Here is a 21333-nt window from a genome sequence, read left to right on the forward strand (position 1 = left end):
CAAACGGAATCGGCCCGGCCGCTCACAGGTGGTGCCGCTGGTCCCGCTTGGCCCGCTCGTACTCCGCGCGGGCCCGGCGCGCCGGCGGCCGGTCGGAGACCTCGGCGACGGCCACGTCCCACCAGGCGCCGGAGCCCGGTTCGCCGCCGGTGCCCGGCCCGGTCTCGACGTACACCGCCGTCGCGCGGTGCGAGGCGCGGGCCGTGGCCAGCGCCTCGCGCAGCTCCTTGACGGTGCGGGCGGTCAGGACGTCCAGGCCGAGGCTGGCGGCGTTGGCGGCCAGGTCGATCGGGAGCGGATCGCCGGTGAACGTGCCGTCCGGGGCCCGGAACCGGTACGCGGTGCCGTAGCGCTCGGCGCCGACCGCGTCCGACAGGCCGCCGATGGAGGCGTAGCCGTGGTTCTGCACGATCACGAGGTTGATGTTGACGCCCTCCTGGACCGCGGTGACGATCTCGGTGGGCATCATCAGGTACGTGCCGTCGCCGACGAGGGCGAACACCTCGCGGTCGGGCGCGGCGAGCTTCACCCCGATCGCGGCGGGGATCTCGTAGCCCATGCAGGAGTAGCCGTACTCGACGTGGTACTGCTTCGGGTCGCGGGAGCGCCAGAACTTGTGCAGGTCACCGGGGAGCGAGCCGGCCGCGTTGATGATCACGTCGCGGTCCTGGAGCACCTCCTCCAGCGCGCCGAGCACCTGGGTCTGCGAGGGGAGGCTGTCGCCCGCGTCGCCGCCCGGCCGGAAGACGGCGTCGGTGGCCCGCTGCCACTCCGCGACGCCCCGGTCGTGCCGCGACAGGTCGACCCGGTGGCCGGTCAGGGCGGTGGTGAGCGCTTCGATGCCGGCCCTGGCGTCGGCGACCAGCGCCGTGCCCGCCATCTTGTGCGCGTCGAACGCGGTGATGTTGAGGTTGACGAAGCGCACGCCCGGATGGGCGAACAGGGAGTTGGACGCGGTGGTGAAGTCCGTCCAGCGGGTGCCGATCCCGAGCACGACATCGGCTCCCCGGGCGGCGGCGTTGGCCGGTGCGGTGCCCGTGTGGCCGATCCCGCCCAGCGCCTGCGGGTGGTCGAAGCGCAGCGAGCCCTTGCCGGCCTGGGTCTCGGCGACCGGGATCCCGGTGGCGGCGGCGAACTCGCGCAGCGCGTCGGTGGCCTCGGAGCCGATCACGCCGCCGCCCGCCACGATCAGCGGGCGTTCCGCGGAGCGCAGCAGCTCCGCGGCCTCGTGCAGCGCGTCCGCGTCCGGCTGCGGACGGCGTACCTGCCAGATCCGCTCCTCGAACAGCTCGGCCGGCCAGTCGTACGCCTCGGCCTGGACGTCCTGGGGCAGCGCCAAGGTGACCGCTCCGGTGTCCACCGGGTCGGTCAGCACCCGCATGGCCTGCAGCAGGGAGGGCGCGAGCATCTCCGGGCGCCAGATCCGGTCGAAGTAGCGGGAGACCGGCCGCAGCGTGTCGTTGACGGAGACGTCGTACGCCCACGGCACCTCCAGCTGCTGCAGCACCGGATCGGCCGGGCGGGTCGCGAACACGTCGCCCGGCAGCAGCAGCACCGGCACGCGGTTGATGGTGGCCAGCGCCGCGCCGGTGACGAGGTTGGTGGCGCCGGGCCCGATGGAGGTGGTGCAGGCCATCGTGGACAGCCGGTTGTTCATCCGGGCGAAGCCGACCGACGCGTGCACCATGGCCTGCTCGTTGCGGCCCTGGTAGTACGGCATGCCAGGCGTCGCGTCGGAAGGTGTGTGACCGGCCTGCAGCAGGGCCTGGCCGATCCCGGCGACGTTGCCGTGGCCGAAGATGCCCCAGGTGCCGGCGATGAGCCGGTGCCGTACGCCGTCCCGCTCGGTGTGCTGGACGGTGAGGAAGCGGACGAGGGCCTGGGCGACGGTGAGCCGGACGGTGGTCGTCATGGGTGCGGTTCCTCCGGTGATGCGGTCTCCACGGGTGCGGTGTACAGCGGCAGTCGCGGGTCCACGGGCTGTGCGGCCCAACTGCCGCGTACCCAGGCGTGCGCGGGGTCGTCACAGATCAGCCAGGCCCGCTCCGCGCCCGGGCCGGCCATCACGTTCAGGTAGTACATGTCGTAGCCGGGGACGGCCATGCTCGGGCCGTGCCAGCCGTCGGGGATCAGCACGGCGTCGCCGCCGCGCACCTCGGCCAGTACGTCGGTGCGTCCGGCGGCGGAGGGGTAGACCCGCTGGTAGCCCATCGCGTCCGGGCCGCCCGCCAGCTCGAAGTAGTAGATCTCCTCCAGCTCGGACTCCGTCGCGGTCGCCTCGTCGTGCTTGTGCGGTGGGAAGGACGACCAGTTGCCGCCGGGGGTGAGCACTTCGACCGCGATGAGCCGGTCGCACGCGAAGACCCCGGCCGCCGCGAAGTTGTTGACCTGGCGGCTCGCGCCGCCCGCTCCGCGCAGCTCCACCGGCACGCCGGAGGCGGGCCCGTAGCGGGCCGGGAGCCGGCGCTCGCAGCGGGCCCCGGTGAGCGCGAAGCGGCCGCCGGCCCGGCTGGTGAGCACCGCGCGCGCGTCGCGCGGCACGTACGCGAAGTCGCTGACGCCGCTGAACACGTCGCGCCTGCCGCGCAGTTCGAAGACCTCGCCGTCGACGGCGACCGAGCAGCCGCCGGCCAGCGGCAGCACGATCCACTCGCTGTCGCCGCTGTCCAGGGTGTGCGAGTCCCCGGCCGCGAGCGTCAGCACCCGCAGGGAGCTGTACCCCCAGCCGGCGTCCGCCGGGTCCACCCGCAGGTCGTAGCCGTCCCGGGCGGCGCTCCCCGCCGGTACGTGCCCGCTCGGCCGCGCGGCACCGCCGCCCGGTCCGCCCGCCGTCATCGGGCGTCCGCGGGCGCGGACGGGCCGCGGTCGAGGAGCGAGGCTGCGGTGTCGACGGCGGCCGCCACGTCGCCGTCGTCCGGGAAGAGCATGGTGCGGCCGAGGATCAGGCCGCGCACCTGCGGTATGCGCAGCGCCTTCTGCCATGCCGCGTACCGCTCGTCGGGTCCGTCGGCGCCCTCGCCGCCGAGCAGCAGGGTGGGCAGCGTGGTCGAGGCCATCATGCGTTCCATCTCGTCGACGACCGGGACCTTCAGCCAGGTGTAGGCGGAGGTGCTGCCCAGACCCTGGGCGATGTTGTTGGCGTAGATCTGCGCGTCGGGCTCCAGGATGTTGACGACCCGCCCGGCCACCCGGTGGGTGCGGAACGGCTCCACGAGCGCCAGCAGGCGGCGCGCGGCGAGCGTCTGCACGGCGTGCGAGCAGCCGGCCAGCGTGTCGGCGGTGCCGGGGTCCTCGGGGTCGATGCGCAGCAGCACCTTGCCGCCGTCCAGACCGGCCGCGGCGACACCGGGCGCGTCGTAGCCGGTGAAGCGGTCGTCGAGCTCGAAGGAGGCGCCCGGCAGCCCGCCGCGGTTCATCGACCCCAGGACGAGTTTGCCGTCGAGGGCGCCGAGCAGCATCAGGTCCTCGACGAGGTCGGCGGTGCCGAGGAAGCCGTCCACGCCGGGGCGCGCCAACGCCGTGACGCACCGCGCCAGCAGCTCGTGCCGGTCGCCCATCGCAGTCGGGTCGCCGCCCGCCGCGACCGCGCCGCGCGCCGGGTGGTCGGCGGCCAGCACGAACAGCGGGTGGGCGAGCCGGGCCGTGTCGAAGGGGGTGCGCTGCGCGCAGGCCAGCCGGATCGCGTCGGGCGCGGCGGCCCGCAGCCGGGTGATCCCGTCGATGGAGGAAGCGAGCGGCGCGGGGCGCGGGTCCGCGGCCGCGGGGGCCTCGGAGGCGGGCGGGCAGGGCCGGAGAGGGCGGGAGTTCGCGGTCATACGGGGGACCTCTCCGTGTCGGCGTCGACGGCCGCGGGGGTCTCGTGCCGTGCCTGCCGCGCGAGCAGGTCCTCCACCTCGGCGAGGGTCGGCATGGCGTCGGCGCAGGCGTGCCGCGAGGCGACCAGCGCGCCCGCCGCGTTGGCGGTGCTGATCACCCGGGACAGCGGCCGGCCGGCCAGCAGGCCGGCGCAGAGGGCGCCGCCGAAGGCGTCACCGGCCCCGAGGCCGTTGACCACCTCGACCGGCACCGGCGGGAAGGAGACGCTCTCGGCCGCGGTGCGGGCCAGCACCCCGTCCGGTCCCTGCTTGATGACCGCGAGGCGCACCCCGCGCTCCAGCAGCAGCCCGGCGGCCTGCTCCGGGTCGCCGGTGCCGACGGTGACCTCCGCCTCGTCGCGGTTGCCGACCGCGACCGTCGCGTACCGCAGGGCCCGCGCGTACAGCTCCGGCGCCTCGGCGGGGTCGGCCCAGAAGCCGGGCCGCCAGTCGAGGTCGAAGTACACCTCGCGGCCGGCCCGTTCCTCCAGCGCCGCGAAGAGGGTGGAGCGGGTCGGTTCCACGGCGAGCGCGGAGCCGGTGATCCACAGCACCCGCGCATCGCGGACGGCCGCGCGGTCCAGCCGCGCCGGTTCCAGGCACTGGTCCGGGGCGACGGGCCGGCGGTAGAAGTAGAGCGGGAAGTCGTCGGGCGGGAAGATCTCGCAGAACACGACGGGGGTCTGCAGCCCCGGCACCGTCGTCACCAGCGCGTCGTCCACCCCGAAGCCGCGCAGCGCGCCCCGCACGTACGCGCCGAACGGGTCGTCCCCGACGCCGGTGAGGACCGCCGTCCGCAGGCCGTAGCGGGCGGCGGCGACCGCGACGTTGGTCGCGGTGCCGCCGAGGTACTTGGCGAACGTGCGGACGTCGGCGAGGCCGCCGCCGGTCTGCTCGGGGTACAGGTCCACGCCCACCCGGCCGACGGTGACCACGTCGTACGGCGTACCGGGCGCTTCCGGGGCGGTCACAGCGCGGCCAGCCAGTCCAGCGAGGCCCGTACGTCGGCGATGGGACCGCCGCCCGGCGGCGGCTCCGCGCTGAGCACGGCGTCCTGCTCCATGACGTACCAGCCCTCGTAACCCGCCTCCTCCAGCGTGTCGATGAGGGCGGCCACGTCGATGTCGCCCTGCCCCAGCGGCTGGTAGAGATTTCGGTCCGCGGCCTCGGCGTAGGGGGTGCGGCCGTCGCGCACGGCCGCCGCCGCGCCCTCGTTCACGTCCTTGAGGTGGACGTGGACGACCCGCCCGGCCGCCCGGCGGGCCAGCGCCACCGGGTCGGTGCCGCCGACGAGCAGGTGCCCGGTGTCCAGGCACAGCCCGGTCCAGCTGCCCGCCAGCACCCGGTCGACGTCGTCCGGCGTCTCGACCATGGTGCCGACGTGCGGATGCAGGGCGGCGGTGATCCCGGAGGCGGCGGCGAGCGCCGCGACCCGGTCGAGGTTGGCCAGCAGCGTCTTCCAGCCGAGCGCGTCCAGTTCGGGCCGGGCGTCGTAGCCGTCCTGCCCGGTGGCCGCGGCGAGTACCAGCGTCCCGGCGCCCGCCGCGGTGAAGCCGGCCAGCGCGTCACGGATCGCGGGCAGCGGATCGGTGGCCGGATCGTGCAGCACGGCCGGTACGAAGCCGCCGACCGCCGTCATCCCGCGCGCCGCGAGCAGGGGGCCCGGCAGGAAGCCGTCGGGCCCGAACTCGGTCGCCGTGATCCCGAGCGCCGCCATCTCGTCCAGCACCCGCTCGGGCGTCAACTGGTATCCCCAGCCCGGCACTTCGCACACACCCCAGGAGATCGGCGCCGCGGCCACCCGGTCGAGCCTCATGCGCTGACCTCCGCGGTGCGTGCCGGGGCGCCGGTCAGCAGCTCGGCGCAGGCCGCGATCTCGGCGACCTCGACCGGCCGCCGCTCGCGCCGCGAGACCTCGCACGCCTCGGCGACGAGCAGGGCGCGCAGCGCCTCGCTGCCGGGACAGGGGTTGGCGCTCTCGCCGCGCGCCACCCGCACGAAGGTGTCCAGCTCGGCGCGGTAGGCGGGGGCGAAGCGCTCCAGGAAGCCGGGCCAGGGGTCCGGGACACCGCTCGCGGCGCCGGGCTCGACGGAGGTGACGGGGGTGCGGGCGTCGACGCCGACGGCGATCTGGTCGTCGGTGCCGGCCAGCTCCATCCGTACGTCGTAGCCGGCGCCGTTGTAGCGGGTCGCGGTCGCGGTGGCGAGCACTCCGCCCTCCAGGGTGAGCAGGGTCGCGGCGGTGTCGGCGTCACCCGCCGCGCGGAAGAAGTCCGCGCCGCCGTTGGCGCCGGTCGCGTAGACCTCCAGGATCTCGCGTCCGGTGACCCAGCGAAGGACGTCGAAGTCGTGGATCAGGCAGTCGCGGTACAGGCCGCCGGAGAGCGGGATGTACGCGGCGGGCGGCGGGGCGGGGTCGGAGGTGACGGCCCGCACGGTGTGCAGCCGGCCGAGCCGGCCGGACCGTACGGCCTCGCGGGCCGCCAGGTATCCGGCGTCGAAGCGCCGCTGGAAGCCCATCTGCAACGTCGTGCCGGCCGCCTCGACCGAGCGCAGCGCGGCCATGGTGCCGGCCAGGTCCAGGGCGATCGGCTTCTCGCAGAAGACCGGCAGGCCGGCCCGTGCTGCCCGTTCGATGAGCGAGGCGTGCGCGGCGGTCGCGGAGGCGATGACCACCGCGTCGACCCCGGAGGTGAAGACGGCGTCCACGGAGTCGGCGGCGGTGGCGCCGGTCCGTGCGGCGACCTCGGCGGCGCGGCCCGGGTCGGCGTCGGCGACGAGCAGTTCACCGACGTCCGGGTGCGCCCGTAGCGCCACGGCGTGGAAGGCCCCGATCCGACCGGCGCCGAGAAGTCCCATTCGCATACCTGGTCCTGCCCCTTCCAGGGAGGTGATCCTCCGGAGGCCGCCTCGGCACGGATTCGATGCCTCCGGCCGATACGGCTTGCGTGCGGTTTGCGTGCCCTGCGGGACCAACCTCCCGCGCGCCCTCACCGCCTGTCAATAGTTTGTCCGGACATACGGACTTCCCGTCATGGCAGCCTGCCGATACGCTCCCATCGTGCCCAATCCCGACCCCGCTCCGCTCCGTCTCGGCGTCGACCGTTCGAGCCCGGTCCCGCTGTACTTCCAGCTTGCCCAGCAACTGGAGAGCGCCATCGAGACCGGCGGGCTCGCCCCCGGCAGCCTGCTGGGGAACGAGATCGAGCTGGCCGGCCGGCTCGGACTGTCCCGCCCTACCGTGCGCCAGGCCATCCAGTCCCTGGTCGACAAGGGACTGATGGTGCGCCGCCGCGGTATCGGCACGCAGGTGGTGCACAGCCAGGTCAAGCGCCCGCTGGAGCTGAGCAGCCTCTACGACGACCTTCTCGCCGCGGGCCAGCGTCCCGCCACCCGGGTGCTGCGCAACGCCGTCGCGCCCGCCTCCGCGCGGGCCGCGGCCGCGCTCGGGGTGCCGGAGGGCAGCGACGTCGTGGTGGTGGAGCGGCTGCGGCTGGCCCACGGCGAGCCCATGGCGCACCTGGTGAACCACCTCCCGCCCGACCTGCTGCCGCTGACCACCGCGGACCTGGAGGCCACCGGCCTGTACCGGCTGATGCGCGACTCCGGGATCACCCTGCACAGCGCCCAGCAGACGGTCGGCGCGCGGGCGGCGACCGCCGAGGAGGGCCGGCTGCTGGCCGAGCCGGAGGGCGCTCCGCTGCTGACGATGGAGCGCACCACGTACGACGCCCTGGGGCGGGCGGTGGAGTACGGATCCCATACCTACCGGGCTTCCCGCTACGCGTTCGAGTTCCGGTTGCTGGTCCGTACCTAGCGTCATACGTAAGAATGTCTGTACAAAGCCTTGACGCTGCACCGCGGCCGCCGCTAGAAACCACCCGTGCCGTACACCGGACCGGACCCGGGCGGCCGGAGGAGAAGGCGGACCCACGATGGCACGCAGGCGTACGGCTCTGTCCGCGGCGGCACTCGCCCTGGCGATATCGCTCGCCGCCACCGGATGCAGCAGCTCCGGGGGGAAGAAGACCGAGGAGAAGGACACCACCGGCGCGGTGAACGGCGCCGGGACCCCGCAACTCACCATCGCCATGGTCACCCATTCGGGTGAGGGCGACACCTTCTGGGACATCGTCCAGAAGGGCGCGAAGCAGGCCGCGGCGAAGGACAACGTGAAGTTCCTCTACTCCAACAACAAGGAGGGGAACGAGCAGGCCCAGCTCGTCCAGACCGCGATCGACCAGAAGGTCGACGGCATCATCGTGACGCTGGCCAAGCCCGACGCGCTCAAGGCGGTCCTGCAGAAGGCCGTCCAGGCCGGCATCCCCGTCATCAGCATCAACTCCGGCTCCCAGTTCTCCGCCGCCTACGGCGCCCTGAGCCACATCGGCCAGGACGAGGCGGTGGCCGGCGAGGCGGTCGGCGACGAGATGACCAAGCGGAGCCTGAAGAAGGCGCTGTGCGTCATCCACGAACAGGGCAACGTCTCGCTGGAACAGCGCTGCGACGGCGCCGCGAAGACGTTCAAGGGCTCGATGCAGAAGCTCTACGTCACCGGCACGAACATGCCCGACGTGCTCTCCTCCGTCACCTCCAAGCTCCAGGCGGACAAGTCGGTCGACGCCATCCTGACCCTGGGCGCGCCCTTCGCCGCCACCTCCGTGCAGGCCGTCAAGGCGACCGGCGGCAAGGTCGAGGTCGACACGTTCGACCTCAACGCGGCCGTGGTCAAGCAGCTCAAGAGCAAGGAGGTCGGCTTCGCCGTCGACCAGCAGCCCTACCTCCAGGGCTACCTCGCGGTGGACGAGCTGTGGCTCTACAAGACCAACGGCGACGTCATCGGCGGCGGCCGCCCGGTGCTGACCGGCCCCGCCCTCGTCACGGACAAGGACGTGCCGCAGCTGGAGAAGTACACCCAGCGCGGTACCCGATGACAGCGCTGACGTTCCCCTTGACAGATACTTGGGCCGCCGGGGCCGATCATCGAGCCCCCGGCGGCACCAGGATCCGCAGGGAAGGGCAAGGCTTCGTGGCGATGGCTAAGACGGGGACACGCGCGATCGGCGCACTGCTGGCGGCGGTGCTCGGAGCCTCGCTGGCGGGCTGCAGCAGCACGGGCGGCAAGCGGGCGGAGGAACGGGCCGCGCAGTCCGCGGGCGGCGGCTCGGGCGTCGACACTCCCGAATGGACGGTGGCCATGGTCACCCACTCGGGCGCCGGCGACACCTTCTGGGACATCGTCCAGAACGGTGCCAAGCAGGCGGCCCGCAAGGACAACATCAAGTTCGTCTACTCCAGCAGCAACCAGGCGAACGAGCAGGCGCAGCTCGTCCAGGCCGCCATCGACCAGCACGTCGACGGCCTGGTGGTCACCCTCGCCAAGCCCGACGCGATGAAGGACGCCGTGGCCAAGGCGGTCAAGGCCGGCATCCCCGTCATCACCATCAACTCCGGCTCCGACCAGTCCAAGGCCTTCGGAGCGCTCAGCCATATCGGCCAGGACGAGAAGATCGCCGGCCAGGCCGTCGGCGAGGAGCTGGGCAAGCGCGGAAAGAAGCACGCCATCTGCGTCCTGCACGAGCAGGGCAACGTCGGCCACGAGGAGCGCTGCGCCGGGGCGAAGGGCACGTTCGCCGGGACGATGGACAACCTCTACGTCGACGGCACCAACATGCCCGACGTGCAGTCCACGATCCAGGCCAAGCTCCAGGCCGACAAGTCCATCGACGCGGTGGTCACCCTGGGCGCGCCCTTCGCCGCCACCGCCGTCAAGGCCAAGCAGCAGGCGGCGAGCCCCGCCGAGGTCGACACCTTCGACCTCAACGCGCAGGTCGCCAAGTCGCTGGCCGCCGGCACCATCGGCTTCGCCGTCGACCAGCAGCCCTATCTGCAGGGCTACGAGGCCGTCGACCTGCTCTGGCTCTACCGCTACAACGCCGACGTCCTCGGCGGCGGGAAGCCGGTGCTCACCGGCCCGCAGATCCTGACGCAGAAGGACGCCGCCGCGCTGGCGAAGTACACCGAACGGGGGACGCGATGACACCGGCCACCACACTGGAGAAGCCCGCAGGCCAGGACGGGCCGGACCCCGGAAGCAAGGCCCCGGACGCCCGGCTGGTGCACCGCTCGCTGGCGCGCCGGCTGATGGGCCGCCCGGAACTGGGCTCGGTCGTCGGCGCCGCAGCCGTCTTCATCTTCTTCTCCGTCGCCGCCGACTCCTTCCTGCAGTGGTCCAGCTTCGGGACCGTGCTGTACGCCGCCTCGACCATCGGCATCATGGCGGTGCCCGTCGCCCTGCTGATGATCGGCGGCGAGTTCGACCTGTCCGCCGGCGTGATGGTCACCAGCTCCGCGCTGGTCGCCTCGATGTTCAGCTACCAGATGACGGCGAACGTCTGGGCGGGCGTGGCGGTGTCGCTGCTGGTCATGCTGGCCATCGGCTTCTTCAACGGGTTCCTGCTGACCCGCACCAAACTGCCCAGTTTCATCATCACGCTCGGCACCTTCCTGATGCTCACCGGGCTGAACCTGGGCTTCACCAAGCTCATCAGCGGCACGGTCAGCACCAAGTCCATCGCCGACATGGAGGGCTTCGAGTCGGCACGGGTGCTCTTCGCCTCGCAGCTGACCATCGGTGACATCGATCTGAAGGTCACCATCCTGTGGTGGGCGGTGCTGGTCGCCGTCGCCACCTGGGTGCTGCTGCGCACCCGGGCCGGGAACTGGATCTTCGCTGCCGGCGGCGGCGCGGACGCCGCCCGCGCGGTCGGCGTCCCGGTGGCCCGCACCAAGATCGGCCTGTACATGGCGGTCGCGTTCTGCGCCTGGATCTCCGGCCAGCACCTGCTCTTCTCGTTCGACGTGGTGCAGTCGGGCGAGGGCGTCGGCAACGAGTTCCTCTACATCATCGCGGCCGTCATCGGCGGCTGTCTGATGACCGGCGGCTACGGGTCGGCCATCGGCTCCGCGGTCGGCGCGTTCATCTTCGGCATGACGAGCAAGGGCATCGTGTACGCCCAGTGGAATCCGGACTGGTTCAAGTTCTTCCTCGGGGCCATGCTGCTGCTGGCCACGCTGTTGAACGCATGGGTCCGCAAGCGGGCGGAGGCGACCGCATGAGCGCGCTGGTGAAGCTCACCGACGTGAGCAAGTACTACGGCAACATCAAGGCCCTGGAAGGGGTCTCCCTCGAAGTGCACGCGGGTGAGATCACCTGTGTCCTGGGGGACAACGGTGCGGGCAAGTCCACCCTCATCAAGATCATCTCGGGTCTGCACCAGCACGACGCGGGCACCTACGAGGTCGACGGCGAGCCGGTCCGGCACACCTCGCCGCGCGAGGCCCTCGACCACGGCATCGCGACGGTCTACCAGGACCTCGCCGTGGTGCCCCTGATGCCGGTGTGGCGGAACTTCTTCCTCGGCTCCGAGCCCACCAGGGGCCGCGGACCGCTCCGCCGGCTCGACGTGCGCACCATGCGCGAGACCACCCGCAGCGAGCTGCTGCGGATGGGCATCGACCTGCGCGACGTGGACCAGCCCATCGGCACCCTGTCCGGCGGCGAACGGCAGTGCGTCGCCATCGCCCGCGCCGTCCACTTCGGGGCGAAGGTCCTGGTCCTCGACGAACCGACGGCCGCGCTCGGCGTCAAGCAGTCCGGCGTCGTCCTGAAGTACGTCGCCGCCGCACGCGACGCCGGACTCGGTGTGGTCCTGATCACCCACAACCCGCACCACGCGTTTCTGGTCGGCGACCGGTTCATCCTGCTGAAGCGCGGCGCGATGGCCGGGAGCTATCCCAAAACGGGCATTACGCTGGAGGAACTGACCCGCCAGATGGCGGGCGGCAGCGAACTGGAGCAGCTCAGCCACGAGCTCGCCCGCGAAGGCTGACCCAGCCCGCGCTGTGCGGGGCACGCCCTCGGTGCGGCACAATCGGCACGACAGCCACCGATCCGGAGACGACCCTTGCCAGCAGCGTCACGCAGCGACCGATCAGCATTCCAGCGCAAGGGCGCCGCCCGGGCGACGGTGCTGCAGACCGTCGGCCGCCGGGAGCGCCGCTCCCACCTGACGGCGCCGAGGGTGCCGACGGTCGGCATCGACATCGGCGGCACGAAGGTGGCGGCCGGGGTCGTGGACCCGGACGGCAACATCCTCGAGCAGCTCCGTACCGAGACGCCCGACCGGAGCAAGAGCCCCAAGGTCGTCGAGGACACCATCGTCGAACTGGTCCTGGACCTGTCGGAGCGGCACGACGTGCACGCGGTCGGCATCGGCGCGGCCGGCTGGGTCGACGCCGAGCGCTCGCGGGTGCTCTTCGCCCCGCACCTGTCCTGGCGCGACGAACCGCTGCGCGACCGGCTGGAGGAGCGGCTGCTGGTGCCGGTCATGGTCGACAACGACGCCAACACCGCGGCGTGGGCCGAATGGCGCTTCGGCGCCGGCCGCGGCCAGGACGACCTCGTCATGATCACCCTCGGCACCGGCATCGGCGGCGCCATCCTGGAGGACGGCCACGTCAAGCGCGGCCGCTACGGGGTGGCCGGCGAGTTCGGCCACATGCAGGTCGTCCCCGGCGGCCACCGCTGCCCCTGCGGCAACCGCGGCTGCTGGGAGCAGTACAGCTCGGGCAACGCGCTGGTCCGCGAGGCCCGCGAGATGGCCGCCGCCGAATCGCCCGTCGCGTACGGGATCATCGAGAAGGTCGGCGGCAACATCGGCGACATCACCGGGCCGCTGATCACCCAGCTGGCCCGGGAGGGCGACGCCATGTGCGTCGAGCTGCTCCAGGACATCGGCCAGTGGCTGGGCGTCGGCATCGCCAACCTCGCCGCCGCGCTCGACCCCTCCTGCTTCGTCATCGGCGGCGGCGTCAGCGCAGCCGACGACCTGCTCATCGGGCCGGCCCGGGACGCCTTCCGCCGCAATCTCACCGGGCGCGGCTACCGCCCCGAGGCCCGCATCGTCCAGGCCGAACTGGGCAACGAGGCCGGGCTGGTCGGTGCCGCCGACCTCGCCCGGCTGGTCGCCCGCCGCTTCCGCCGCGCCAACCGGCGCCGCGTCGAGCGCTATGAGCGCTTCGGCCGGGCGGCGGGCCGATGAGCGTCGACCGCCCGCACAGCAGGCCGCTGCGCCAGGTGCCCCGCTGGGTCCAGTGGACCGTCGTCCCGCTGCTGATCCTGGTGCCCGTCGGGTATGTGATCGTCTCCGCCGAGCAGAGCCGCAACAGCGGCCAGGACAAGGAGGAGTCGGCCGCCGCCAAGCACCTGACGTGGGACTGGCCCTCCCAGGTGCAGCGCCGGATCTACCAGGTGCCCATCCCGCTGGACTGGACGCGCGAGATCGCCTACATGGAGACCAACAACTGGAACACCAGCGCGCTCTACGTCCAGTTCGCGCCCACCGCGGGCGGACTCGACACCTTCCTCGCGCAGGTGGGCACCAGCCGCTCCGCGCTGAAGCCGGGCGACATCACCATCAGTCCCGCGCAGTCGAAGGTGCCCGGCTGGCGCTTCGGGACCGGTCACGACTGGGCAGGGGTGACGACGACCCAGCACGGCGACAAGCCGGACCACGACATCACCGTCGACCTCAGCGACCTGGCTCATCCCATCGTGTACATCGTTTCGACGATCGACTTCTGATCGCGCGAGGTCGGATTCACGGCCTTCGCCCGTCCCCACCGTCATCGGCGAGATCAACCGCTCCTTCCGGGAGGCGGGCGTCCACGTCCGGTGGTTTCAGGCCGTCGCCGACGGTTCCGACACCACGTCGCGCTCCTGGGAGGGGACGCACCGGACGGGTTGCTGCGGTTTCTGCCCGAAGCCCGTCGCCAGCATCCGTACCTCACCGCGCGCGCTGATCTCGGCCCGGATGATCCCGGTCGAGTCGACGTAGATCGGGTGCCCGCCCGGCCCGCCGGCCGACGTCCACGCGACGTGGACGGTGTGCTGCCCCCGCTTTCCGGCTCCCCTCAAGGGCGAGGAGTCCGGATCGGCGAATATCAGATCGAAACCTGGGTGTGCGGACATGACGCCCTCCTCCGAAGATCCTGATGCCGAACGGGCTGGGCCCGTCGAGGGCGAACGGCCCTCCGTGCTCCTGGGTCCCCTGGTCAACCCCCGTCGCGCGAGCGCCTGCCCCGCCTCTATGTGTATATCCCTCGGGTTTCACCGCAAATCCTCGTAGACCCGACGAGGGAGGGGTGATGGCGACGGGCTGAGGAGGACCCCGCCGTATGGGCGTATGCGCGCGCCGGGCGGGGAGTGCGTGCCGAGGATGGCGGGGTAGGCGATGGGCGCCAACCGGACGAAGACGGACACGAGAGGTGACCACTGTGCCCAGGGGATCGAACGCGAAGCGGGAGCGGCAGTACGAGCACATCAAGGACAGCGCGAAGAGCCAGGGCAGGAGCACCGAGCGGGCGGAGGAGATCGCCGCCAGGACGGTGAACAAGGAACGGGCCCGGGCCGGTGAGTCCCGCACCGCGAGCCGCAGCTCCCTCCAGGACATGTCGTCCTCCCGGCGCGGAGGCCTGCGCTCCCACTCCGGCTCCGGCGGGCCCACCCGCGACCAGCTCTACAACGAGGCGCGCCGGCGCAACATCCAGGGCCGCTCCACGATGAACAAGGCCCAGCTCGCGAAGGCCCTCGGCCACTGAGGCCACGGAACCGCCACCCTGCCTCCCACTCAACGATCGGAACCCCGTGAGCGCCAAGAAGAAGAACCCCGTGGCGGCAGCCACTGAAAAGGTCGTCGAGAAGGTCCAGGACGCCGTCCACCCCCGCAACGAGATCCCGGGTGTGCCGAACTCGGTGCCGCCGACGGTGGACGAGCCGACGGAGCCGGTCGGCCCGCTGCCGCCCAAGCCCGACCAGACCGGCCCGGATACGTACAGCCCGACCGGCCGGCCGACGGGCACCTCGCGCAAGGACGTCGCGCAGGGCGGCGACCGGCTCACCACCGCCCAGGGTGCCCGGCTGTACGACACCGACCACTCGCTGAAGGCCGGCCCGCGCGGGCCGGTGCTGCTCCAGGACCACCACCTGCGCGAGAAGATCACCCATTTCGACCACGAGCGCATCCCGGAGCGGGTCGTGCACGCGCGCGGCGCCGCCGCGCACGGGATCTTCCAGGGCTACGGGGCCGCCGCGAAGATCAGCAAGGCGGCGTTCCTGGCCAAGGACGTGGAGACGCCCGTCTTCGTGCGCTTCTCGACGGTCCTGGGGTCGCGCGGCTCGGCCGACACCGTCCGCGACACCCGTGGTTTCGCCACGAAGTTCTACACCGACGAGGGCATCTTCGACCTCGTCGGCAACAACATCCCGGTGTTCTTCATCCAGGACGCGATCAAGTTCCCCGACGTGATCCACGCAGGCAAGCCGCACCCGGACCGGGAGATCCCGCAGGCGCAGAGCGCCCACGACACGTTCTGGGACTTCGTGACGCTCCACACCGAAGCCACCCACCACACGCTGTGGAACATGTCCGACCGCGGTATCCCCCGCTCGTACCGGATGATGGAGGGCTTCGGTGTCCACACCTTCCGGCTGGTGAACGACAAGGGCACGACGACGCTGGTGAAGTTCCACTGGAAGCCCAAGCTGGGCGTGCACTCCCTGGTCTGGGAGGAAGCGCAGATCACCGCCGGAATGGACCCCGACTTCCACCGCCGGGACCTGGCCGACGCGATCGAGGCCGGCGCCTTCCCGCAGTGGGAACTGGGCGTGCAGACCTTCCCCGACACCGAGGACCAGATGTTCGAGGGGATCGACCTGCTCGACCCGACGAAGATCGTCCCCGAGGAACTGGCCCCGGTGCAGCCGATCGGCCTGCTGACCCTGAACGCCAACCCGTCGAACTACTTCGCCGAGACCGAGCAGGTCGCCTTCCACGTCGGCAACCTCGTCCCCGGCATCGACGTCACCAACGACCCGCTGCTGCAGGGCCGGCTGTTCTCGTACCTCGACACCCAGCTCACCCGCCTGGGCGGTCCGAACTTCAACCAGCTGCCCATCAACCGCACCCACGCGCCGGTCAACGACATGCTGCGCGACGGCATGCACCAGACCGCCGTCCACCGCGGCGTGGCCCCCTACCGGCCGAACTCCCTCGACGGCGGCTGCCCGTTCCTCGCGGGTGCCGACACCGGCGCCTTCATCGAGGTCCCCGTGGAGGTGCCCGCCGGGCGCAAGGTCCGCGACGCGGCCGCGTCCTTCGACGACCACTACAGCCAGGCGCGGCTGTTCTGGCTCAGCATGACGTCGACCGAGCGCGAGCACATCGTGGCGGCGTACACCTTCGAGCTCAACAAGTGCTACGAGGCGGCCATCAAGGAACGCGCGCTGACGGTCCTCGCGAACATCGACCCCGTGCTGTGTGCGCAGGTCGCCGCCGGACTCGGACTGCCCGCCCCCGCCGCGACCGTCGCCCTGGCCGAGCCCGCTCCCAGCCCCGCCCTGTCGCAGCTGGGCGGCCGCTGGCCGGTGGACGGCCGCGTCATCGGCATCGTCACCGCGGGCGACCAGGACCTGACCGCCGTACGGACGGCTCGTCAGGCGGTGCTGGACGCGGGCATGGTGCCGCTGGTCATCGCGCCGACCGGCGGCGTGCTGGACACCGACGGCGAGCCCGTCACCGTGCAGCGCACCTTCGCCACCGCCCGTTCCACCGAGTTCGACGCGATCCTGGTGGCCGGGGTCCCCGCGCCGGGCGCCGACGCCTACGGAGCCCGCGACGCCAAGGTGGACGACGACCTGGCGGCGGCCGCGGGGATCGACCCGCGCGTCCTGGTCATGCTCACGGAGGCGTACCGCCACGGCAAGGCGCTGGGTACGTGGACCGACGGCGCCGACGTCCTGGAGACCGCCGGCATCGCCCCCGACGCGCCCGGCGTGGTGACCGCGGCCGAAGCCGGCGCGGCGCTGGAGGGTGTCATCGAACTGCTGGCCCGTCACCGCGCCTGGGACCGCTTCACCCCGGCCGTCTGACGCCGGTTCCCGTGGCTCCCGCCCCCGTGCCGGAGCCACGGGAACGGCCTGCCGTCTGATCGGGTGAAGAACCGTTTCCACGCGCCGGTCACGCGGGTGTGCGGCCCCCTCACGAGTGAAGATCGGGGTGCACTGTTTCCTCGTGACGAAGGAGTGGCCCTCCCATCGGCGGTGACGACAGACGAGGGCGGGACCGATGGTGACGCGTGCCCCCACCGATGACCTCCTGCGATCCGGTGAGCCGCCCGCACGCACCGGGCAGTCCGGCGCGGTGGCCCCCCACGCGGCGAAGGCCCTGTCGCGGGAGCTGTTCACCCGTCTGCGGGCCGAGGAGGAGGGCACCGCCCGGCACCAGCAGGTGCGGACGGCGCTGATCGAGATGAACCTCTCCCTGGTGCGGTTCATCGCCCGCCGGTTCCGGGGCCGCCCCGAGGAGTGGGACGACATCGTGCAGGTCGGCACGATCGGCCTGATCAAGGCCGTGGACCGCTTCGACGTCGGGCGCAACGTCGAGTTCAGCACCTTCGCCATCCCCTACATCGGTGGGGAGATCAAACGGTTCTTCCGTGACACCAGCTGGGCCGTCCACGTACCGCGCAGCCTGCAGGAGCAGCGGATCGACCTGGCCCGCGCCCGCGACACCCTCACCGGCCGCCAGGGCCGCGACCCCACGATCGCGGAGCTGGCCGCGCACATGGAGCGGTCGGTGGAGCAGGTCACCGAGGTCATGGTGGCCAGCAACGGCTACACCACGGAGTGCCTGGACACCCCCACCGGCACCGGCCACTCCGACGATCACGCCCTGGCCCTCACCGCCCGGTTGGGCGTAAGCGATCCGGCGCTGGAGAACATCGAGAACGTCCACGCCCTGAAGGACCTCCTCGGCCGCCTCAACGCCCAGGAGCAGGCCCTGGTGCGGCTGCGCTTCGGCCACGGCCTGACCCAGACCCAGATCGGCGCGCGACTGGGCGTGTCCCAGATGCAGGTCTCCCGCCTGCTGACCCGCGTCCTGAGCGGGCTGCGCGAAGGCATGCTCACCGACACCCCGCACGACCGCATCTGACGCCCCGACCCCGTCGACATCCACCCGTGGAAGGACGGCGACGCCCGCGCGACGGCGCTCCCCGCGCGATTGTCAGACCCCGCGCCTAGCGTGAGAACCGAGACGGGTCATCTCGTGCGCGACAAAGGAGTCGATCGATCATGGCTGAGTTTTCCGAAGGCGCACCCTGCTGGGTGGACGCGATGTTCTCCGATCTGGAGGGCGCGAAGGCCTTCTACGCCGACGTACTGGGCTGGACCTTCAGCGAGGCCAGCAGCGAGTACGGCAACTACACGCAGGCCTACTCCGACGGCAAGGCCGTCGCGGCCGTCGTGCCGCCCATGCCGGGGCAGGAGGGCCATTCGCAGTGGTGTCTCTACCTCGCCTCGCCCGACGCGGCGGCCACCGCCGAGAAGATCAAGGCGGCGGGCGGTGAGCTGCTGATGGAGCCGATGCAGGTGGGCTCCTTCGGCACGATGGCGATCGCGAAGGAGCCGAGCGGCGCGGTGTTCGGCGTCTGGCAGCCTGGCGACCACAAGGGCTTCGAGAAGGTCGGCGAGCCGGGCGCGTACTGCTGGGCCGAGTTCTTCTCGCGCGACGTGGCCAAGCCGGACGCGTTCCTTCCGCAGGTCTTCCCGTACGGGACCCAGCAAATGGACCTCGGCGACTCCCCGGAGGCGGCCGGGATGGACTTCAAGGTCTTCAGCCTGGGCGGCCCGGAGAACCCGGTGCTGGGCCGGATGAACATGGGCACCGACTTCCCGCCGGAGATCCCCTCGTACGTCCAGGTCTACTTCGCCGTCCCGGACTGCGACGAGGCGATCGCGAAGACGACGAAGCACGGCGGCAAGCTCCACTTCGGTCCGATGGACAGCCCCTTCGGCCGTTTCGCGGCCGTGGCGGACCCGCAGGGCGCGGCGTTCGCCGTGATCGACGTGTCGAAGACGGTCGGCGATATGCCGAAGTTCGCCTGACGGGCACAGACCGGCCGAGGGGCGGGCCCCGGGACACTCCCGGCGCTCCGCCCCGGGCCGAGGAACCGCGTGGTCGCTCCCATGTCGCGGAGAGCAGTCGTAAGGCCCAAACTGGAAGGAGCGCTTTCCGGCGCCAACGGCGGCCCCGACAAGGAGGAACAATGACGGCGACGACGCGGAACGAGGCTCCTGTCGTCATCGAAGGCGGCGGCGTGGAGCTGCGCAAGCAGGATCTCGGGGGAGACATGTCGGTCGCGTTCGTGCGGCTTCCGCAGGGTGCGGACATGGCGCCGACCCTCAAGGGTCTGCCGGGCGATCTCTGCCAGTGCCCGCACTGGGGGTACCTGCTCAAGGGGCGGTTGAAGATGCGCACGCCGCACGGGGACGACATCTACGAGGCCGGGCAGGCCTTCTACTGGGCGCCGGGGCACGCCCCGGAAGCACTCGACGACTGCGAGTACATCGACTTCTCGCCCACGAAGGAGTTCACCGTGGTCCTGGACCACATCAAAGCGCAGGGTGGATAACCTCCCCGTGAGGGGTCAGCTCTCCGGCCTGTGACCCTGCGCCTCGAAGAGGACCGCGATCGCGTGTCGTTCCGATCCGACACGCCGCCGATCAGGTGACGGTACCGGCCCGTGCCGGGCGGTACCGAAATCCTGTACTTCATGATCACGAATCGTTTCAGGCTACGCCTGGCGGGAGCCGCACTGACCTTTGGTGCCCTGCTCGCCTCCGCTACTGCGGTGGCCGCTCCGGCCGACGCCCGCTCGGCGCCCGCCGGCACCTCGGTGCAGTGCCTGGTCGCGCCGCATCCGCTGTTCGCCGCCGCGGACAGCCGGGTCAACTTCGCCAGGATCACCCCGCAGCCCTCGCTGCGTACCAACTGTGCTCCGCTCTACCGCGCGGACGGCCGCGACCCCGGCGTCATCTTCGAGGAGGGCTTCCGGCCCAAGGACGTACTCAACGGCCAGTACGACCTGGCAGCGTACGTTGACAAGAACCAGCCCTCGCCTTTCGTCTCCACGAGTTACGACCATGACCTCTACAAGCAGTGGCGGTCCGCGTACAACTACTACATCGACGCCCCCGGCGGCATCGATGTCAACGAGACCATCGGTTACACCCACCGGTGGGCGGACCAGGTAGAAGTCGCCTTTCCCGGCGGCGTCGCCCGCACGTTCATCGTCAAGGCATGCCCGGTCGACAAGCCCACCAAGACCGAGATTCTCGACAAATGCGTCAACAACCCGCACTACGAGCCCTGGCACAACTAGCGGCGTCCGCCGGGCGAGTTGTCGACGCCACGTGAAGGAACGCGTCGGGGGGTTGCCCATCCCGGATGGGCAACCCCAACGGGAAGACGAACCCGGCTACCTTCCGGATCCGGGTTCAGCGATAGAGCAACGTAGCCGATAAGGTCCGCGTCGTGCGGGCCTGAGGTGTGGCGGGACGTACTCCAACAGTCAGCCGTCGCCCGGTGCGGGTGTTGCCGTAAGCCGTGACGGTGGGCCGGGCACGAGCGCGTGTCACCGCTGGGCCAGTACACCAATCGCTGGGAGCCGGGCGACGTTCCGCCCAGCGGCGCCGCCGACGTCCCGCAAGTCCGAAGCTGGGTGTCGGGGGCCTCCTCGGTTGGCGGAAAGCCGGAGCTGACAGGCGTCCCGCCCCCCTTCCTGGGAGGGCTGTGCGATGTGGGAGCGTGAGCGGGTGAGCGAGACGATGGCCAAGACCCTGCACCACCGTGAGGCTGCTGGCCTGCGGAGGTGCAGAACCCCCGCTCGCACGGGGATGGACCCCAGCCACCTGGTCGGAACGCGCGATCAGTCGAGGCCGTGGCCCCGCCCGGCGAACCACCGTCCGAGTGATCAACTCCGGGGCATCGTTCGAGGCCGTGCAGCGTGAGATCGGCATCCGAAGGTGTCCTGGAGACCTCCAAGACCGAGATGGCCAAGATCGGTCTGACCGTCGACTCGCTGCAGATCCAGTCGATCGACGACGGAAACACCGGATACATCGCCGCGATGGCCGCACCGCACAAGGCCGCCATCCAACGGCAGGCCCAGATCGCCCAGGCGCAGGCCACCCAGGCCTCGGTCGAGGCGAAGCAGTTGGCCGCGCGGAACCAGGCCGAGTACGCCCGGCAGACCGCCGTGGTGAAGGCCGAGTACTCGGCCCAGGTCGACCGCGCGCAGGCGGAGTCCGCACAGGCCGGCCCGCTGGCGATGGCCCACGCGCAGCAGGAAGTCCTCATCGCCCAGACCGAACTGGCCCAGCGCCAGGCCGAGCTCCGGCAGCAGCAGCTGCGGGCCGAGATCGTCAAGCCCGCCGAGGCCGAGGCCGTGCGGATCCGGGTCCTGGCGGTGGCCGAGGCCGAACGGATGAAGATCCAGGCCGAGGCCGCGGCCTCGTACGACCGGGTGGCACTGGACCGGATGCTGATCGACCAACTCCCGCTGATCGTCAAGGAAG

20 protein-coding genes and 1 pseudogene are annotated in these 21333 nt (G+C 71.6%); 14 read left to right on the forward strand and 7 right to left on the reverse strand.

What is annotated here, in order from left to right; genetic code table 11:
* Positions 1–22: 22 nt before the first annotated feature.
* The 6 genes from iolD to O3X23_RS31530 are packed head-to-tail and all read right to left on the reverse strand — an operon-like array spanning position 23 to position 6719.
* Complete coding sequence (gene iolD, locus O3X23_RS31505; RefSeq protein ID WP_269275562.1) at positions 23–1912, reverse strand: 3D-(3,5/4)-trihydroxycyclohexane-1,2-dione acylhydrolase (decyclizing); 1890 nt, start codon at positions 1910–1912, stop codon at positions 23–25.
* Entirely contained in the window at positions 1909–2835 is a 927-nt protein-coding gene (gene iolB / locus O3X23_RS31510; protein ID WP_269275564.1) for a 5-deoxy-glucuronate isomerase, read from the reverse strand. The genes iolD and iolB overlap by 4 nt, the downstream gene beginning before the upstream one ends.
* The gene (locus O3X23_RS31515; protein ID WP_269275566.1) at positions 2832–3815 is read right to left on the reverse strand and encodes a Cgl0159 family (beta/alpha)8-fold protein; all 984 of its coding nucleotides are present in this window, start codon (positions 3813–3815) and stop codon (positions 2832–2834) included. Before O3X23_RS31515 ends, iolB begins: the two co-directional genes overlap by 4 nt.
* Positions 3812–4825 carry a 5-dehydro-2-deoxygluconokinase gene (gene iolC / locus O3X23_RS31520; RefSeq protein ID WP_269275568.1) on the reverse strand — a complete coding sequence of 338 codons (1014 nt, stop codon included), beginning with the start codon at positions 4823–4825 and terminating at the stop codon, positions 3812–3814. Before iolC ends, O3X23_RS31515 begins: the two co-directional genes overlap by 4 nt.
* Complete coding sequence (locus O3X23_RS31525; RefSeq protein WP_269275570.1) at positions 4822–5670, reverse strand: TIM barrel protein; 849 nt, start codon at positions 5668–5670, stop codon at positions 4822–4824. Before O3X23_RS31525 ends, iolC begins: the two co-directional genes overlap by 4 nt.
* Positions 5667–6719, reverse strand: coding sequence for a Gfo/Idh/MocA family protein (locus tag O3X23_RS31530; RefSeq protein WP_269275572.1), 1053 nt, complete (start codon positions 6717–6719; stop codon positions 5667–5669). Before O3X23_RS31530 ends, O3X23_RS31525 begins: the two co-directional genes overlap by 4 nt.
* 169 nt (positions 6720–6888) lie before the next feature.
* Here O3X23_RS31530 and O3X23_RS31535 point away from each other — a divergent pair, with 169 nt between their 5' ends.
* The 7 genes from O3X23_RS31535 (at position 6889) to O3X23_RS31565 (ending at position 13500) form a co-directional block, all read left to right on the forward strand.
* The gene (locus O3X23_RS31535; RefSeq protein ID WP_443048040.1) at positions 6889–7671 is read left to right on the forward strand and encodes a GntR family transcriptional regulator; all 783 of its coding nucleotides are present in this window, start codon (positions 6889–6891) and stop codon (positions 7669–7671) included.
* Between the two features lie 118 nt (positions 7672–7789).
* Positions 7790–8788, forward strand: a complete 999-nt coding sequence (locus tag O3X23_RS31540; protein WP_269275576.1) for a sugar ABC transporter substrate-binding protein — start codon at positions 7790–7792, stop codon at positions 8786–8788.
* Positions 8789–8883: 95 nt separating this feature from the next.
* Positions 8884–9894, forward strand: coding sequence for a sugar ABC transporter substrate-binding protein (locus O3X23_RS31545; RefSeq protein ID WP_443048041.1), 1011 nt, complete (start codon positions 8884–8886; stop codon positions 9892–9894).
* A gap of 104 nt (positions 9895–9998) precedes the next feature.
* Positions 9999–10973 (forward strand): ABC transporter permease, encoded by a 975-nt coding sequence (locus tag O3X23_RS31550; protein ID WP_269275620.1) that lies wholly within the window; start codon positions 9999–10001, stop codon positions 10971–10973.
* Positions 10970–11746, forward strand: coding sequence for an ATP-binding cassette domain-containing protein (locus tag O3X23_RS31555; RefSeq protein ID WP_269275580.1), 777 nt, complete (start codon positions 10970–10972; stop codon positions 11744–11746). The genes O3X23_RS31550 and O3X23_RS31555 overlap by 4 nt, the downstream gene beginning before the upstream one ends.
* Positions 11747–11821: 75 nt before the next feature.
* Complete coding sequence (locus O3X23_RS31560) at positions 11822–12958, forward strand: ROK family glucokinase (RefSeq protein ID WP_269275582.1); 1137 nt, start codon at positions 11822–11824, stop codon at positions 12956–12958.
* Positions 12955–13500 carry a hypothetical protein gene (locus O3X23_RS31565; RefSeq protein ID WP_269275584.1) on the forward strand — a complete coding sequence of 182 codons (546 nt, stop codon included), beginning with the start codon at positions 12955–12957 and terminating at the stop codon, positions 13498–13500. Before O3X23_RS31560 ends, O3X23_RS31565 begins: the two co-directional genes overlap by 4 nt.
* A 96-nt stretch (positions 13501–13596) precedes the next feature.
* Here the strand turns inward: O3X23_RS31565 and O3X23_RS31570 are convergent, their stop codons facing one another.
* Positions 13597–13887 (reverse strand): DUF6296 family protein, encoded by a 291-nt coding sequence (locus O3X23_RS31570; protein WP_269275586.1) that lies wholly within the window; start codon positions 13885–13887, stop codon positions 13597–13599.
* Between the two features lie 305 nt (positions 13888–14192).
* Here O3X23_RS31570 and O3X23_RS31575 point away from each other — a divergent pair, with 305 nt between their 5' ends.
* The 7 genes and pseudogenes from O3X23_RS31575 to O3X23_RS31605 form a co-directional block, all read left to right on the forward strand.
* Positions 14193–14516, forward strand: a complete 324-nt coding sequence (locus tag O3X23_RS31575) for a plasmid stabilization protein (RefSeq protein WP_269275588.1) — start codon at positions 14193–14195, stop codon at positions 14514–14516.
* A gap of 46 nt (positions 14517–14562) precedes the next feature.
* On the forward strand, positions 14563–16845 hold the full coding sequence (locus O3X23_RS31580; RefSeq protein WP_269275590.1) for a catalase: 2283 nt from the start codon (positions 14563–14565) through the stop codon (positions 16843–16845).
* Between the two features lie 196 nt (positions 16846–17041).
* Positions 17042–17908 (forward strand): SigB/SigF/SigG family RNA polymerase sigma factor, encoded by an 867-nt coding sequence (locus tag O3X23_RS31585; RefSeq protein ID WP_269275594.1) that lies wholly within the window; start codon positions 17042–17044, stop codon positions 17906–17908.
* Between the two features lie 140 nt (positions 17909–18048).
* Positions 18049–18861, forward strand: a complete 813-nt coding sequence (locus tag O3X23_RS31590) for a VOC family protein (RefSeq protein ID WP_269275596.1) — start codon at positions 18049–18051, stop codon at positions 18859–18861.
* A 161-nt stretch (positions 18862–19022) separates the two neighbouring features.
* A complete protein-coding gene (locus tag O3X23_RS31595) occupies positions 19023–19388 on the forward strand; it encodes a hypothetical protein (protein WP_269275597.1) in 366 nt (121 codons plus the stop codon).
* Between the two features lie 141 nt (positions 19389–19529).
* The gene (locus O3X23_RS31600) at positions 19530–20138 is read left to right on the forward strand and encodes an ADP-ribosyltransferase (RefSeq protein ID WP_269275600.1); all 609 of its coding nucleotides are present in this window, start codon (positions 19530–19532) and stop codon (positions 20136–20138) included.
* Between the two features lie 645 nt (positions 20139–20783).
* Positions 20784–21333, forward strand: a pseudogene (locus O3X23_RS31605) (flotillin); the annotation flags it as partial.

The organism is Streptomyces sp. H39-S7, assembly GCF_027158205.1.
In the GTDB taxonomy this organism is placed as follows: domain Bacteria; phylum Actinomycetota; class Actinomycetes; order Streptomycetales; family Streptomycetaceae; genus Actinacidiphila.

Bases quoted from the DNA above. Each gene is read 5' to 3' on its own strand.
- O3X23_RS31590 (WP_269275596.1), top strand. From the start codon at position 18,049: ATGGCTGAGTTTTCCGAAGGCGCACCCTGCTGGGTGGACGCGATGTTC.
- O3X23_RS31525 (WP_269275570.1), bottom strand. From the start codon at position 5,670: ATGAGGCTCGACCGGGTGGCCGCGGCGCCGATCTCCTGGGGTGTGTGC.
- O3X23_RS31530 (WP_269275572.1), bottom strand. From the start codon at position 6,719: ATGCGAATGGGACTTCTCGGCGCCGGTCGGATCGGGGCCTTCCACGCC.
- O3X23_RS31585 (WP_269275594.1), top strand. From the start codon at position 17,042: ATGGTGACGCGTGCCCCCACCGATGACCTCCTGCGATCCGGTGAGCCG.
- O3X23_RS31550 (WP_269275620.1), top strand. From the start codon at position 9,999: ATGGGCCGCCCGGAACTGGGCTCGGTCGTCGGCGCCGCAGCCGTCTTC.
- O3X23_RS31535 (WP_443048040.1), top strand. From the start codon at position 6,889: ATGGCAGCCTGCCGATACGCTCCCATCGTGCCCAATCCCGACCCCGCT.
- iolB (WP_269275564.1), bottom strand. From the start codon at position 2,835: ATGACGGCGGGCGGACCGGGCGGCGGTGCCGCGCGGCCGAGCGGGCAC.
- O3X23_RS31600 (WP_269275600.1), top strand. From the start codon at position 19,530: ATGATCACGAATCGTTTCAGGCTACGCCTGGCGGGAGCCGCACTGACC.
- O3X23_RS31595 (WP_269275597.1), top strand. From the start codon at position 19,023: ATGACGGCGACGACGCGGAACGAGGCTCCTGTCGTCATCGAAGGCGGC.
- iolD (WP_269275562.1), bottom strand. From the start codon at position 1,912: ATGACGACCACCGTCCGGCTCACCGTCGCCCAGGCCCTCGTCCGCTTC.
- O3X23_RS31570 (WP_269275586.1), bottom strand. From the start codon at position 13,887: ATGTCCGCACACCCAGGTTTCGATCTGATATTCGCCGATCCGGACTCC.
- O3X23_RS31515 (WP_269275566.1), bottom strand. From the start codon at position 3,815: ATGACCGCGAACTCCCGCCCTCTCCGGCCCTGCCCGCCCGCCTCCGAG.
- O3X23_RS31565 (WP_269275584.1), top strand. From the start codon at position 12,955: ATGAGCGTCGACCGCCCGCACAGCAGGCCGCTGCGCCAGGTGCCCCGC.
- O3X23_RS31540 (WP_269275576.1), top strand. From the start codon at position 7,790: ATGGCACGCAGGCGTACGGCTCTGTCCGCGGCGGCACTCGCCCTGGCG.
- O3X23_RS31555 (WP_269275580.1), top strand. From the start codon at position 10,970: ATGAGCGCGCTGGTGAAGCTCACCGACGTGAGCAAGTACTACGGCAAC.